We start from the raw sequence: 15,781 nt of genomic DNA, 5'->3' as shown, positions 1-15,781 counted from the left end.
CGTATTTTGTTTTTCTACACGATTACTTAACCATCTCTATAGTAAATTTAATACACTTCGAATAGTCTTATGGAGATATAATATTTTTGATTATTATAGTTTATATATGAAAACAGTTTACAGACACGGAAATATAGTGTATAAGTATAATTAACGATAACTTTATTTTATTAGGTATTGGGGGAATTAATTTGAGTAAGCACGTTCATTCATTTAATAAAAAGTTTGTAGAGTTTAATGCGGAAGGAATTACATTAAGAGGTTGGTTTTACTCACCACAAAGTATTGACGTAAGTCTTCCTGGTATTATAATGACGCACGGCTATGGATCATTAAAAGAAATGTACGTAGATAAGTTCGCTGAAAAGTTTGCAAGTAATGGATTTGCGGTTCTTTTGTATGATCACCGGAACTTTGGGGATAGTGATGGATATCCGCGACAAGAAATTAACCCGTATGAACAAGTCCTTGATTACCAACACGCTATTACTTTTATGAGTTCATTAGAGGAAGTCGATAGTACCAGAATCGGTATATGGGGTTCTAGTTATAGTGGCGGACACGTATTAATGGTAGGAGCTATGGATAAACGAGTGCGTTGTATTGTCTCTCAGGTACCTACTATAAGTGGTTCTCAGTCTTCTGCAAGAAGAGTCTCACCTATTGATGTACCAGCATTATTAAATAGTTTTTATGAGGATCGGAAAGCACGTATGCAAGGCGGAGAGCCGACATACCGTAAGATCGTCCCTGAATTTGAGGAAGATGAAGGTATATATACAGACAAAGATTCTGTTGATTGGTATTTATCAAGTGGTGCACTTTCACCTAATTGGAAAAATGAAGTGACAATTCGTTCGATCGAACTGTCGCGTTCATATAATCCTGGTAATTTTATTTCTTTGATTTCACCTACACCACTTTTGCTGCTAGTTGCAGGTGATGATACGATTACACCGACTGATTTAGCAGTTAACGCTTTTGAAGATGCAAAAGAGCCTAAAAGACTAAAGATAATTGACGGACATCATTTTACGCCTTACTTGGAAAAATTTGAGGTGTACAGTAATGAAGCGATTACGTGGTTTAAAGAACATTTGAGCACAATAGACGAAACGTCAGATACTAATGAACTAACCTATTAAATTTCCATCAAAATACACCCTCGAATCTAACTAAATGTTAAACTCGAGGGTGTATTTTACTGTTCTCATTTATACTATAACTTATAGATTCTATATTAAACTAGAGTATTGATCGCTTTTGTAATTTCTTCTGCAGATGACTTCATTGTTTCTTTAATATCATCTATCCCAATTTGATTAATTAATGAAGTGGGAATATATGTGCCCAATCCCAATATGATATTTCCTTTGCTATCAAATATTGGACATGCATATGCTGATATACCTAATGAATACTCTTCATGGCTTTCAGCTATACCTTCTTCGAGGATTTTTGATTTTTGCGCATTCAATTCTTGCTTTGTAATAACCGATTTCTCCGTGTACTTCTTTAAGTGCTCATTCAACATGACATCATTTAAAACGTTTTTAGCATCTTCTTCGTCTAAATATGAGTAAAAACATTTACCGAGTGCACCAGCCGTAATCGGGAATGAATCACCTGCTGAAACGGTTAGCCGTACTTTCAGATCAGGCTCTTCTTTTGCTACATACATAAGATGTGATTTACGAACTCTTTTTACTAAAACAAAAGTTGAGCCTGTTTTAGCTAATTCTTTCAAATATCCACTAGCTACTTCTATATAATCATTAACTTCTCGAGCGCGGTTACCTAATGCGATTAACGGTGTACCTAATGAATATTCTTTTGAATTGCTGGAAAACACAACGTAACTCTTTTTTTCAAGTGTTCTCAAAATTCTTAAACATGTACTGACGTTGATACCAGTCGCTTCTGATATCTCAGTTAACTTTGCGTGCTGATAACCCTGTGTTGCCAATAATTCAAGTATCTTTATTGAAGAATCTAGCGCAGGTACTTGACTTGGCTTGCTCTCGCTTTCCAAAATTTTCAAGTTTGTATCCTCCAACTTTAATATTTTATTAGTAGTTAGTGTATCATATATCCTCACTATTCTGAACCACTATTCAATAACAATTTTTATCCATGACAGGTATAAGAAGGATTAACAAAATACTAATTATGTTGAATTATTTCTTATTTACACCAATATATAAACATTATTATAAGATAGACAGGCTGTATTGAATTAAATAAGAAGTAATTAAAATGAGGATTTAATAGTAATAACACATTAAATCCTCATTTTCGTCTAGCACTCTGTGGTTTTTATGACAACAAGAATATTCATTCACTTAGAATCTTACAAAAACAGTTTTTTCCATGCTGTTTGATCTGAGTGATTTGGCGGAAACTCACTAATTTCAAAAGGAAAGTCAGATCCCGGTAATACCCGATCTACACCCACGATAGATAGTAGATAATCATGTGCTTCCTTATTCCATAAAACTGAATCAAACCAAAATCGTTTTAGATAATCAATTGGTGGTGCTTTCAAAACCTGAGAAACGTCATCCCATTGTTCATACCCTCTGTTCAAACGTCCTATCTGGTAAGGCAAGAAGCCACCGCCATGCGCTAAAATAATTTTCACATTTCTAAATCTGTCTAAGTAACCACTTAGTAAAATATCCGTACTACAAACTGTCGTTTCCCAAAGTACACCACTTAGCGTAGACATCCTTCTTTTTTCAAGACGACGATCTTCACTGAGCAATGGATGAATAAAGAGAATAGCACCTAAACGATCCGCTTCTTCCCATACCGGCAAAAACGAGCTATCAGTTAATAGTAATTCCGATACTCCTGTACCGATGATTGCTCCCTTTAAACCCGCTTCCATTGCACATTTTAATTCTTTTGCAGCAAGTTCGGGATCATTAAGTGGAATAGTTGCCAATCCAGAATATACATCTTTATTTCGTTCTACTAAATGCATAATTTCTCTGTTATATATAGATGATAGTTCTGCTGTGATTTCTGGTGGAAAGTCATATAAGAACAGTTGTGGCAATGGTGACACGAGTGTATGTTGAATACCAGCCTTTATTTGCTCAGAACGATGTAAATCTTCATTAATAAAGGCTTCTGATAAAGTAAATGCCCACTTATCATTAATAATCATCAAGTCAGGTTGATTTTCTCCCTTGCTAACCCAACGCGCATTCACTTTGTCTTGATTTAGCTCTACCCATTGAAGGACCTTTTCCGGAATAAAATGCGAATGAACATCAAACATTGATAAATTCAACCTTCCAATAAGTAATTACTGCTCTTCTGTATTAAACATGACAGATACGGCTTTGGTTGTTAAATAATCTTCTAATCCATACTTACCACTTTCGCGTCCTAGACCACTTTCCTTTATCCCACCAAATGGCGCTTGCATGGAGAATGGCGCTGGATCATTCACTCCGACCATGCCATACTCTAGTTTCTCGGAAACACGGTGTGTACGCGACAAGTCATTTGTATAAAAATAAGATGCTAAGCCATATTCAATATCATTTGCTTTTTGAATAACTTCTGCTTCTGAAGTAAATGAAATTAATGGAGCTACAGGCCCAAATGTTTCTATTTTAGTAATATCCATATCCTCAGTTACATTTCCTAAAACTGTGGGCGCATAAAAGTACCCATTTGAATATTCATCTTCTTCGAGTCTTTTACCGCCAACAAGTACTTTTGCTCCTTTTTCCACTGCGTCAACTACTTGACTATGTACACTATGTACTGCCTTTTCATTAACAAGTGAGCCCATTTGATTTGCCTCATCTAATCCATTGCCGACTTTCATATTACGGACAGCGGTTTTGAATTTCTCTGAGAATTCTTCATATACCCCTTCTTGAACATATACACGGTTTGTACATACACATTGTTGACCGCTAGAAGCAAACTTACTTCCCATGACACCTTGAACGGCTAAATCAAGATCTGCATCGTCAAAAACTATAAATGGTGCATGGCCACCTAATTCCATGGATACTTGTTTCACTGTATCAGCCGATTGACGGATTAGTTGTTTTCCGACATTAGTTGATCCTGTGAATGTTAATTTCCGCACATCTTTACTTTCCATAATTACTTTAGCAATTTCTTCCGACTTTCCAATCACTAAGTTAACGACACCTTTTGGTAATCCTGCCTCATCAAATATTTTGAATAACTCAAGTGATGATAGCGGTGCCTCGGAAGATGGTTTTAATACTACCGTACAACCAACTGCCAGCGCTGGACCCAGCTTTCTTGCACCCATAGATAAAGGGAAGTTCCAAGGAGTAATGGCTGCAACTACGCCCACTGGTTGTTTAATAACATGAGCACGTTTATTTTTTGCAGATATAGGCATGACTTCGCCGTAGACACGACGAGCTTCTTCTGCATACCATTTGAAGAATGATATTGTACTGCCTACTTCATATCTCGCATTGTGAATGGATTTACCCATTTCTTTCGTAATTACTTGAGCAAGATGTTCTTTTTTTTCTTCCAACTTTGCAACAACGTTATGGATATGCTTGCTACGATCTTCTGATGTCAGTCCTGACCATAAAGGAAAAGCATCTGTGGCTGCGTCAATAGCCTGTTTAGTTTCTTCTTCACCTACTAAGTAAACAGTATCAACCACTTCACCTGTTGCAGGATTTTTTATTTCTAATTCAGATTCTGTTCTCAACCATTTTCCATTTATATACATTTTGTCACTCCTATTATGAATTCCTACTCTATTCGAATGTCTCTTTAGTTATTGCTTCCAAGTAACATTTCTCTTGCCTCTGCAGGTGTAGCAATTTCTCGTCCAAATTCATGAGCAATTTTTTTAATTTGTTCAACAAACTCGGCATTTGTCTTCGCTAATACACCTGGTCTAATATAAGCATAGTCTTCCATACCTACACGAACATGCCCTCCAAGGCTTATTGCTAGCGTATTCATAGCTAATTGGTTTTTAAAAGCAACCACTCCCCAACTTGCACCTTCAGGTAGTGAATCTAAAAAGTAAAGTAAACTTTTAGGTGTTGCAGGCATTCCACCATCCGCCCCTAATACGATTGAGTAATGTAATGAACCCGTAATTAAACCTGCATCAATTAATTTTTGAGCATTAGAAATCATTCCAGGGTGAAATACTTCAATTTCTGGCTTCACATTATTTTCTTGCATCTTTTTAGCAAGCTTTTCTAAAAATTGAGGAGAGTTCATAAACACGAAATTCTTCAAGTTAAGTGAACCTGCATCTAATGAACCAAAATCAGGTGAGAGATCACAAAACTCTAAACGCTCTTCATCTGAAATTCCATGCTTACCTGCAGAAGTTAAACTAATAATAAGTTCATTACCACATTTTTCTTTCACACGTTCTACTAAGTCGCGATAGATTTCCTTGTCCATCGAGGGTTTACCTTCTTCATCACGGACATGCATGTGCGCAATTGCCGCGCCTGCTTCATAAGCTAGATGTACCTCATCTGCGATTTCTTTTGGTGTAAGGGGAAGATACGGTGTGTCTTCTCTTGTCGTGCCAGTTCCTGTAGGTGCAACGGTAATAATTAGTTTTTCCATTATAGACAACTCCTAAATAATTATATTCATTTACTTTCTTACTACGTACAAACAAGCGATGTAAAACTTTCTTGGTTAGAGTCATCATTTCCTACTATGATGATTTAGTATTTTAACAATGAATGACTCATCTCTTTTATATGGGTTGGATAGTTTGCAATAAGCAAATCATGGAATTAGTCTCCAATGAAATCATATAACTAATTAAATTACTGACATATTATTACGCGCTAATCCTCATATTTCTTTATAAAATATACACTGTCTATTTCTCTAACCAAGGTAACAGCAATTCTGCAAGGGCTTCTGGTTGTTCAAGTGGTGCTAAGTGTCCTGTTCCTTCAATTGTTTTAAACTCCGCGTTAGGAGCATCCTTCAACATGGCTTTTGTACTTTCTAACGGAACGACTACATCATCCTTACTTGCTATGAATAAGTATGGAATATCTGTATTAGCCAGCAAAGAACTTCGATCTGGTTTTTCCATTATTGCTTTTGCATGTGCAATATAGCGCTCCGGACCATAATCTTTTAGCATTTGTTCACGGATTTCTTGTAGTTTAGTATTATCTAAATTATCGGGGTGGAATGTACGATGGGCTGAAGCATTTACCATTTCTTCATATTCACCGGCTTCCACTCTTGCAATCGCTTTTTTTCTAAACTCTTTTCCCGCTTCACTATCTGCTTGTGCATTGGTCCCCACTAACGAAAGTGCTGATACTCTTTCTGGAGCGTTGGCAAGAATGGATAAAGCCACAAAACCGCCAAATGAATGACCGATTAAGTGAAATCTTTCTGGTAAGTCTTTCAACAATTCTTTAGCTATTTCATCTATGTTAGGGATGGCAGGGACGTCTACCGGGAAAGCATTAATTGACTTTGGTAGTGCCTCCAATACCCCATCCCACGTTTGTTTTGTGTTATTTAAACCAGGAATTAAAACTAGATTTTCCGCATATTCAGGCATCTTCTTACCCCTTCTCTATTAAAACTAATTTCATCATGCTAATTTATAGTTGACCCCCACTTTTATAAAAAAGTGAGGGTTGCTGTTTTTATATAACTAATTCCCCTTTAATTCGCGCCTCTTCGACCCAAGCTCCATGTGCACCAGTTGGAATTCTGTGCGGTAAAATAATTCTCGCTACTGGTCCTTGTGTTAAATCGCTTGCATTAAGAATTAGACATTCAGATTGATTTTTCTTCAAATCTGTTACTAGTGTGATTAAGTAGCCATCGTCTTCTTCCACTGCATTTGTACGTCGTGCGATATGTGGTTCACTTCCTAAACGATCTTCACCATATTCATACTTTTGACTTGTACCCTCTTGTAAGTCATATTTTATAAGCCCAGTTAGATACCAAGGTTTATTTATATCTGAGTTCAACGTTGAATTATAACTATAACGATACTTTTTACCGACATAATCATTACTAACCACAGGGAATTCCGTTGCTTCCTCGTCTAGGAACTCTTCTTTCGTTTTCCCTGTCTTTAAATTGAATGTCCAACGATACATTCTGTATTCTGTGGCTGTCTTATTCATAGCTTGTTTAATTTTATCCGTTGCATTGTTGCCCTGTTTACCTACTTCAGGTTTTCCTGGATTAAATGTTACGCAACCTTCCATTATAACGTTATCGCCATCTTCGTAACAGTTCGATAAATGTAAAATGAAACAAGATTTTGCTTCAAACCATTTAATGTCTTCGTTTGTTCCATGACGTGGGATGATACCAAATCTAGCAGGCATATCATCGAAGAATGTTACTTTACGTTCTCCTTTTTCCAATAACTTCGGATCAAATATAAATGGTAAGTCATGAAGAATCGAATAATTTTTTGTGACTCCAAGATCATGCGGCCAACGTATACCTGGTAAATCGATTGGAACATAATGCTTCAATTCACTATCAGGTCCTACAACGCCATAATTCATATAGGGATATGTTTCGCTGAAGTTAAAGAACATTAATTCTCCAGTATCGTTATCTACTTTAAAGTGTGAACAAATACCTTGTGGTGCAACCGTGTTATTCCATGCATCTGGTTCAAGCATTTCTAACGTGACTGGATCCATACGATTGATTTCACTACACTGTGACATCGACGCTAATAATTTACCGCCATGCGCAATAACGTCTGTACCCGCATTATCTTTCATTGTCCCCATGCTTCCCCAACCTTGACGTGTAGTTAAATGGGGTTCTAAAATACCAGACCAAAGTGACTTCTGAGCAGCTTCCTCCGCTAAAAATCCAGTGGTACGAACGAAGCGGTTACGATAAGTAGCTTTTCCATCTTCAAAATGTACTGCGTGAATCATGCCATCTCCATCGAAGGGATGATAAATACCCATCGGCGCATGTACTTGGTTATGTCCGTTACGAACGTAAATCCCATTTAAGTCTTTCGGAATCTCTCCAATTACTTCTAAGCTTTCAGTTGTCGCAGTGTACTCTTTCCCAACGGATTCGAAGTGTTCAAGTAAAAATGGATTTGTTTCATCCTCGGCAATTGTTAACTTGACTTCATTTTCAACTTTAATCATGTTGATCTCCCTTTCTATATTGGAATTGATTATAATAAACCGTTTGCAAAATTCTTCTTCATTTAATGGTTACGCTTTCATAAGAATTCCCTATACGGAAATAAATATCTTTTGTGTTAATTAAATTGTAAACTTATTCTATTGTTTAATCAATACAAAAACCTAAATAGTCTGATAAGATAGCAAATTAGTTAATTTTCGATTAGTCTCTAAGAAATATATAGATTTTAATGATGATGATGAACCATATCACTCATGTCATCAGAATACATATCCTCATCACCCGGCTTAATTACAATACTAGCCTCCGTTGTAATAAACATCGCTGCAACAGATGAAGCATTTTGAAGTGCAGTACGTGTCACCTTAGTAGGATCAACAATTCCTTGTTCCCACATATCTACCCATTCGCCACTAAGTGCATCAAATCCAACCCCATCACTTTCCGTTTTCAAACGTTCTACAAGTACTGACGAATTTAGATATCCTGCATTTAAAGCGATTTGGCGGACTGGTTCTTCAAGCGCTCGTAAAAAAAGCTTCACTCCGACATGCTCATCTTCAGTTGTTGTGTCTAAGAGCTTAATTACTTTTTTGTAAATATTTAAATATGCGACGCCACCGCCAGGTACAATTCCTTCTTCTACGGCAGCGTGAGTAGAACTTAATGCATCACGAATACGAAGCATTTGATCCTGTAGTGCCGCGTCTGTATATGCCCCGACTTGAATAGTTGCAATACCGTTAGCCAATTTGCCTAAACGTTCTCTTAAGAACTTTTGATCTTCAGGATTCATAGATGAGTTATTGTGTTGTTCATAAATAGAATTCACATGTGATTCAATGTCACTTTGTTTGCCGCCACTGCCAATAATTATTGTAGTACTTTTCGAAACTACGATTTTCTCTGCATAGCCTAGATCCTCCATAGTCATTGATTGTAAATCTAACCCTAAATCTTTCGTAATAACCTGACCTCCAGTTAAGATAGCTAAATCTTCTAACATAGCCTTTTGTCTCTGGCCAAAACCTGGAGCTTTAATTGTTGTAACGTCGAAAATTCCTTTAATTCTATTAAAGATAATACTTCCAATAGCTTCTTCTGAAATGTTTTCAGCAATAATTAAAAGCGGCCTGTTTTTTTCAATAGTAAATTCAATCACTGGTAATACGTCTTGTATCTTGTTAATACTGTAGTCGGTAATTAGGATATATGGATCTTTTAAAACTGCTTCCATTTTTCTCTCGTCAGTTACCATACGTGCAGAACTATAACCTTGATTAAACTGTGTTCCATCCGTTACTTTAAGATCAATAGTAAATCCTCTTGATTTTTCGAGAGTAATAACTCCGTCCTTACCCACATGTTCCATCGCTTCGGCAATAATATCGCCAATCTTACCGTCACCCGAAGATACCGTGGCAATCTGGGCTATCGAGTCCTTACCCCCCACTTCTTTTGATAGCTTTTGTAACTCTGTAGTCGCAACAGTCAATGCTTTTTCAATTCCTCTTCGGACATATACAGGATTGGCCCCTGCAATAATATTTTTCAATCCTTCTTTGATCATTGCTTCAGCCAATACAGTAGATGTCGTTGTTCCATCACCCGCGACGACATTCGTTTGTGACGCCACTTGGATCAGTAACTGTGCACCTATATTTTCAAAAGGATTTTCGAATTTCAGCTCCTTAGTAATGGTTGCTCCATCATTTACGATTAAAGGGGGGCCTACTTCTTGTTGTAGAACGACATTTCTACCTTTGGGGCCAAGTGTTACTTTTACTACATTCGCTACTTTTTCAACTCCTTGTAACATAAGTTTTCGTGCGTCTTCTTCGAACTTCATATATTTCGCCATGACTGGACTCCTCCTTACTTGATCCAAAATGAGTACAATAATGCGTTTCATTTAAATACAACGACATAAAATTTAAGTAGATGCCGGTAAGAATTAAATTCCTCCCAACATCTACTTAAATAGTTACAACTATATTTCGGTCTATTTATTCAATGACCCCGAGTTCCTTTAAGAGTTTACCAACTAACTCATGCGTTTCTGTAACATTTTTTTGCGAGTCTTCAGGATTTAAATAAAACTGTTTCGCATTTATATTTTCTGTGTATTCTTTGTATTCATCACTTTCGTGTGCTTTCTTAAAAGCATCATGTAATACTTCTAGCTCTGTTTCTGGAATTCCCTTCGGTGCAAACAACATACTGAAGGCCTGTACACCTTCTGGCAGATCTAAGTCTCCGAGCGATTTCGCATCTTCATATTCTGTATCTGGGCCAAATTCAACTATAGGTTTTAACGTTCCAGCCTCAATATGTTCTAATGCATCGCTCGGCATAACAACTGCCCCATCGATATTCTTACCTAATAACGCTGTAATCCCTTGTGAACCACCTTCATATGTGATGTTTTTAACATCAAGATTAAGTTCTTTTGCTACAGCAACCATGTTCAAGTTGGAAATACTACCTGGTCCAGTCGTTGCATAGGAGAATTTACCAGGATTAGCTTCTACATATTCTTTCCATTCATCGAAGTTATCATATGGAGCATCAGTCCGTACCATCAGTAAAGGGATGGGTGCGAAATCTTTCATAATCGGTTGGAAACTATCATGAGTAAATGATGCATCTCCCATATGTGGTAGCACACTAACATGAGATACTGAACCATAAGCTATCGTATAACCGTCTGGCTTAGCATTCATTAACTGAGTCATAGCGATAATTCCGCCGCCGCCTTCAACGTTTTCAATATTAAAGGACTGACCATTCGGCAAGTTACTTTCAGCTAGCTGCGTTAGTTTACGAGCACTATTATCGGGAAACGATCCTGGAGCATAAGGAACTAACACTGTTATTGAATTTTCCGGAAAATTTCCCTCTCCTGATCCTGCATCTTTTGAATTGGATTCAGCTTTACCTGAGCACCCCGCGACTATTAACAACAATATTGCTGACAAAATAATTCCTGTGAATTTTTTCAATGATGTATCCCCCTTATTATTTAGTAGTTTTGTTTTCTAATCTTTTAATGCTCTTTTTAATTACTGTCTAATTTATTTCGTTTTCGTCGTTCACCAAGCTTTCGAAACACCGGTGTCATTAACATTAAAATAATGATGATTAGTAATATTAATGAAATGGGTCTTGTAAAGAAAATAGAGTAGCTACCTCCCGAAATTAATAAAGATCGCCTTAACCCAACTTCAATGACCGGACTCAATACAAAAGCCATAACAAATGCAGCAATTGAGAAGCGGGATAGAACAAAAAGAAGTGAAATAAGCCCTAGAATTAGCGATAACCATATATCAAAATATCTGCTAGTAGCTGAAAATCCACCAATTATAGCGATTACATAAACAATTGGCATAAGAAAAGAATTTGGTACTACTAACACTCTTGCAAATAAAGGAGTAAGAAATCTTCCAATTATGTATAATGCAAGTGTTGTTAGTAAGAAACCGTATAGTATGCCATATGTTAATGTAGGATCTTTTGTAAAGATTCGTGGACCTGGTTGGATACCGTGGACGATAAATGCACTCATAACTACTGCTATTCCTACTGAACCTGGAATCCCTAGTGCAAATAACGGGATAAGCGCTCCACCAACTGACGCGTTATTTGCCGATTCAGGTGCAGCAATACCTTCCGGGTTTCCCTTCCCAAACGTTTCGGGACTTTTGGATAATTTTTTAGCGGCAATATATGAGAACCATGCAGCCGCTACAGTTCCTAATCCCGGTAATAAACCTGAAATTGTCCCGATTGTTGAACCTACTCCAGCTGGTTTAGCAATCGTCTTCATATCTTTCCTTGTTAACTTTGTCGAGAGATTACTCGCTTGAGAGGCAAATTGAGTGTGTAAATCGTCCTTTACCACTCTCAAAATTTCAGGAATCGCAAATATTCCAATTAGTAAAGCGACAATTCCTAAACCTTCCATTAGTTCCAATTGCCCCATAATAAAACGAGGTTGACCGGTAAACATGTCCATACCGATTGTGCCTACCATTAATCCAAGAACAACCGAGATGAGACTTTTTGTCATTTCACCTTTCGTACTGATTGACGCTACTGCAATCAATCCCATCAAGCCTAACAAGAAAAATTCCGGATCTGATAGTCTTAACGCAAAATTTGCAAATGGTTCTGTAAAAAAAATTAAACACAGCGCGCCTACAATTCCTCCAATTACACTCGCATTTAGTGAGATTCCCAAAGCTTTACCTGGAGATTCATTTCTTGCTAGGGGTATACCATCTTGAGCAGTTGCTACTGCTGCCGGAGTTCCCGGTATACCTAATGTAATTGCAGATATAGACCCACCATATTCGGCTGCTTGGAAGGCTGCTAGCAATAACAAAACAGCAGCTACTGGTTCCATTGTATAAGTAAATGGTAGTAAAAAAATTACTGCCATTGTTGCACCTAGCCCTGGTAATGCTCCAATAATTAATCCTACGATAGTTCCAACAAATATTGCTATTAAATTTGAAAGCGTTAACAAAGTTGTGAAATCAAAGTCTAAAAAACTCAAAATATCCCCCCCTCCCTAAAATGTTACGTCTAAAAGTAAACCGAAAAACACATATATCATGACAAGAACAGAGGATGTAGTAATAGTATTTATAATCAACATTCTCTTTGACTTTCTATCTGCTTGATATATATATATCAGACCGAATAAAAATACAAATGTTATAATATAGAAGTAACCGACAAACACCCATAAAGAAATGTATATAGGTGTAAGAATTAAAGTGGCTACAACCATTTTCCAGTTTCCTAAATCTATCTTCTCACTTTCTTTTTCTAAAAGTGTTTGTATTATGCTTAAGACTGTTAAAGCAACAAGAATTATTGCCAATAGCCTTGGAAAGTAATCTGCTCCTATTTCATTAGAGCTTGAACCTGTCAATCTTCTAAGACTGTTAGTCGAAAGATAATATATGACACCTATCGAACCAGTCGCTACTAACAAAATTAAGGACAACGCTTTTGAATTCAATGTATTCACCTCATCTTTTTCATTTGCGGAATTCACTTACTAATACGAAAATTGTAACTGACGATTGCATCCATGTCAATATTTTATTTTTCAAATTTTACAACTATAATTCATCTTTATTTTAATATAACTCTTCTAATTACCGGTATTCTAATACTTCCATATAAACTACCGGATATTCAACGCTGACATTTTTTATTACTCCCAACAGTTTCCTCAAACTTATTTTTATTCTTAATTAAATCATCAATTAACAATACATTACACATAAGTTTTCTATTGAAAACAGCATTCTCTTCAGCACTTTCAAGGTGAACACTAAACCTTTACAGTTTAAGAATTCCAATTAAATCTGAGTGTCTTTGTTCACTTCTTATGCGATAATATAAGAACTAACATTTCCATCTGATCATTGAAAGAGGTGTTATTATGAAACCAGTCATCCTAGCAGAAAAACCATCCCAGGCCAAAGCCTACGCGGATGCATTCACTACCCGCAAACATGACGGCTATACAGAAATACAACCATGCCAAACATTTCCACAAGGTGCCTTCATTACGTGGGGCGTCGGTCATCTAGTAGAGTTAAAAGAACCACATACATACAACCCTGCATGGAAGCGCTGGTCGCTTGGCAACCTGCCTATTTTGCCGGAGCGATACGAGTTTCAAGTTGCCCCGGGAAAGTATAAGCAATTTCAGGTCGTTAAGAAGCTCATTCGTGCAACAGATCATGTCATTAATGCATGTGACGTGGATCGTGAAGGATCCAATATCTTTTACTCCATCTACTACATGACCGGGGCTCGCAACCAGAAGATTGAGCGACTATGGATTAACTCGCTGGAATCGGATGAAGTACGTAAAGGCTTTGAGAATCTACGGGATAATCGACAAGATCTACAACTCTATGAAGAAGCAAAAGCACGGCAAATCAGCGACTGGCTCGTAGGCATGAATGGTTCTAGGCTCTATACATTGCTGTTGAAAGCCAAAGGAGTTCAGGAAGTGTTCCCTATTGGTCGTGTTCAATCACCCACCGTTTATTTAATCTATCAACGCCAGCGTGAGATTGAGACATTCGTCTCAGAACCATTTTTTGAAGCTGAAGCTATATTTACTGCAGAAAAAGGAATATATAAAGGAAAAGCTAAATTAAAAGAACCGAAGCGAGAATTAATTGCAGAAGCCTTAAACAGTCGTAATATCACCAAGCGGACTCCTGGCGTCATTACCGAGTTAACGAACACAGATAAACGAACACCACCGCCACAATTGCACTCCCTTTCTACCTTACAGGCGACTGCCAATAGACGGTGGAAAGCGAGTCCTGCGACTGTATTAAAAACGATGCAAACTCTATATGAAAAAAAACTCGTCTCGTATCCAAGAACAGATACAAGGCATATTACACCGAGCGAATTCACATATTTGGAAGCGGCAATAGAAGACTATCAGAAGTTGATTGACCAGCCATTTGAGGTGGCATCACGTACACCGAAAAAACGCTATGTGGACAGCTCAAAAGTTCAAGAGCACTACGCAATCATTCCAACGAAAAAACTACCTACATCCGCAGCACTGACAAAGTTGTCACCTCTCGAACGTAATCTGTATGAAGAAGTCATTCGAACGACGCTAGCTATGTTCCACCGTGATTATTTGTATACCGAAACAAAGGTCACTACTGACGTCAACGGATTGCCGTTCTTTACGACAGGTAAGACTGAACGTGATAAAGGTTGGAAAGAGCTTTTCGTTGCACCAAAGAGAGCAAAGGATTCCGAAGAACCCGCCTTACCTCCACTTGAGCCCAAGGAGGCCGTACAAAGTGAAATCAGCATAAAAGAAGGTGCAACTCAGCCACCCAAACCTTACACTGAAGGCCAGCTGATTGCGATGATGAAAACATGTGGGAAATTGGTGGAAGATCAAAGTGAGACGAATATCTTAAAAGAAATAGAAGGCCTTGGAACCGAAGCTACACGGAGTGGGATTATCGAGACGATTAAAAAGCACGGCTATATTTCTGTATCCAAAAACATTGTTTCTATCACCGATAAAGGACGTGTACTATGCCAGACCATTGAAGGTAGTCTTCTTGCTAGTCCTTCTATGACAGCGAAGTGGGAAACGTATTTAAAGAAAATAGGAAATGGTGAAGGTACAGGTCAGCACTTTTTAGGTAGCGTATCGAAGTTTATCCAAAAACTGATTGAAGATGTACCTGTTCAGCTCGAAAAACAGACGATCGATATCGTGCTACCTCCACGTCCCTCATCGGGCAAAGGTTCCTATACACGAACTGAAGTAGCTCCCTGTCCACGATGCGGTAAAGGAAATATTATTGAACATCCAAAATTCTATGGCTGTAGTAACTATAAAAATGGTTGTAAGCAAACGTTCCCAGGGCTCTTCTTGAAAAAGAAACTAACGGTGCCCCAAGTAAAATTGCTTTGTACTAAAGGACAAACGAATGTCATCAAAGGCTTCACTTCAGCCGATGGGAAAAAGTTTGATGCTTCCTTGGAGCTAAAAGACGGTAAACTAAACTTAGTCTTTATGTAAATGAATTACTGA

Annotated in this window: 12 protein-coding genes; 2 read left to right on the top strand and 10 right to left on the bottom strand. The window is 37.5% G+C overall.

Features of this window, described 5'->3' with window-relative positions:
* Positions 1-191: 191 nt before the first annotated feature.
* Complete coding sequence (locus tag SporoP17a_RS10375; RefSeq protein WP_083034568.1) at positions 192-1,145, top strand: alpha/beta hydrolase; 954 nt, start codon at positions 192-194, stop codon at positions 1,143-1,145.
* Positions 1,146-1,240: 95 nt separating this feature from the next.
* Here SporoP17a_RS10375 and SporoP17a_RS10370 read toward each other — a convergent pair whose 3' ends face one another.
* The 10 genes from SporoP17a_RS10370 to SporoP17a_RS10325 form a co-directional block, all read right to left on the bottom strand.
* A complete protein-coding gene (locus tag SporoP17a_RS10370) occupies positions 1,241-2,041 on the bottom strand; it encodes an IclR family transcriptional regulator (protein WP_143561091.1) in 801 nt (266 codons plus the stop codon).
* 309 nt (positions 2,042-2,350) lie between these two features.
* On the bottom strand, positions 2,351-3,286 hold the full coding sequence (locus SporoP17a_RS10365) for an amidohydrolase family protein (protein ID WP_083034566.1): 936 nt from the start codon (positions 3,284-3,286) through the stop codon (positions 2,351-2,353).
* 27 nt (positions 3,287-3,313) lie between these two features.
* A complete protein-coding gene (locus SporoP17a_RS10360) occupies positions 3,314-4,747 on the bottom strand; it encodes an NAD-dependent succinate-semialdehyde dehydrogenase (RefSeq protein ID WP_083034565.1) in 1,434 nt (477 codons plus the stop codon).
* A gap of 44 nt (positions 4,748-4,791) precedes the next feature.
* The gene (locus SporoP17a_RS10355) at positions 4,792-5,613 is read right to left on the bottom strand and encodes a beta-keto acid cleavage family enzyme (RefSeq protein WP_083034564.1); all 822 of its coding nucleotides are present in this window, start codon (positions 5,611-5,613) and stop codon (positions 4,792-4,794) included.
* A 265-nt stretch (positions 5,614-5,878) separates the two neighbouring features.
* A complete protein-coding gene (locus SporoP17a_RS10350) occupies positions 5,879-6,583 on the bottom strand; it encodes an alpha/beta fold hydrolase (protein ID WP_083034563.1) in 705 nt (234 codons plus the stop codon).
* 88 nt (positions 6,584-6,671) lie between these two features.
* Positions 6,672-8,168 carry a carotenoid oxygenase family protein gene (locus SporoP17a_RS10345; protein ID WP_083034562.1) on the bottom strand — a complete coding sequence of 499 codons (1,497 nt, stop codon included), beginning with the start codon at positions 8,166-8,168 and terminating at the stop codon, positions 6,672-6,674.
* 227 nt (positions 8,169-8,395) lie between these two features.
* A complete protein-coding gene (gene groL / locus SporoP17a_RS10340; RefSeq protein WP_083034561.1) occupies positions 8,396-10,030 on the bottom strand; it encodes a chaperonin GroEL in 1,635 nt (544 codons plus the stop codon).
* Between the two features lie 145 nt (positions 10,031-10,175).
* Positions 10,176-11,171 carry a Bug family tripartite tricarboxylate transporter substrate binding protein gene (locus SporoP17a_RS10335; protein ID WP_083034560.1) on the bottom strand — a complete coding sequence of 332 codons (996 nt, stop codon included), beginning with the start codon at positions 11,169-11,171 and terminating at the stop codon, positions 10,176-10,178.
* A 56-nt stretch (positions 11,172-11,227) separates the two neighbouring features.
* Positions 11,228-12,730, bottom strand: a complete 1,503-nt coding sequence (locus SporoP17a_RS10330) for a tripartite tricarboxylate transporter permease (RefSeq protein WP_167693412.1) — start codon at positions 12,728-12,730, stop codon at positions 11,228-11,230.
* Positions 12,731-12,745: 15 nt separating this feature from the next.
* Positions 12,746-13,201 carry a tripartite tricarboxylate transporter TctB family protein gene (locus tag SporoP17a_RS10325; protein WP_158233841.1) on the bottom strand — a complete coding sequence of 152 codons (456 nt, stop codon included), beginning with the start codon at positions 13,199-13,201 and terminating at the stop codon, positions 12,746-12,748.
* A gap of 429 nt (positions 13,202-13,630) precedes the next feature.
* Here SporoP17a_RS10325 and SporoP17a_RS10320 point away from each other — a divergent pair, with 429 nt between their 5' ends.
* The gene (locus SporoP17a_RS10320; RefSeq protein ID WP_083034557.1) at positions 13,631-15,769 is read left to right on the top strand and encodes a type IA DNA topoisomerase; all 2,139 of its coding nucleotides are present in this window, start codon (positions 13,631-13,633) and stop codon (positions 15,767-15,769) included.
* Positions 15,770-15,781: the final 12 nt, after the last annotated feature.

The sequence above is a fragment of the Sporosarcina ureae genome (assembly GCF_002082015.1).
Taxonomy (GTDB): Bacteria; Bacillota; Bacilli; order Bacillales_A; family Planococcaceae; genus Sporosarcina; species Sporosarcina ureae_A.
Note: the sequence above shows the minus strand (reverse complement) of the source record. Positions and strands in the feature narration are given on the sequence as shown.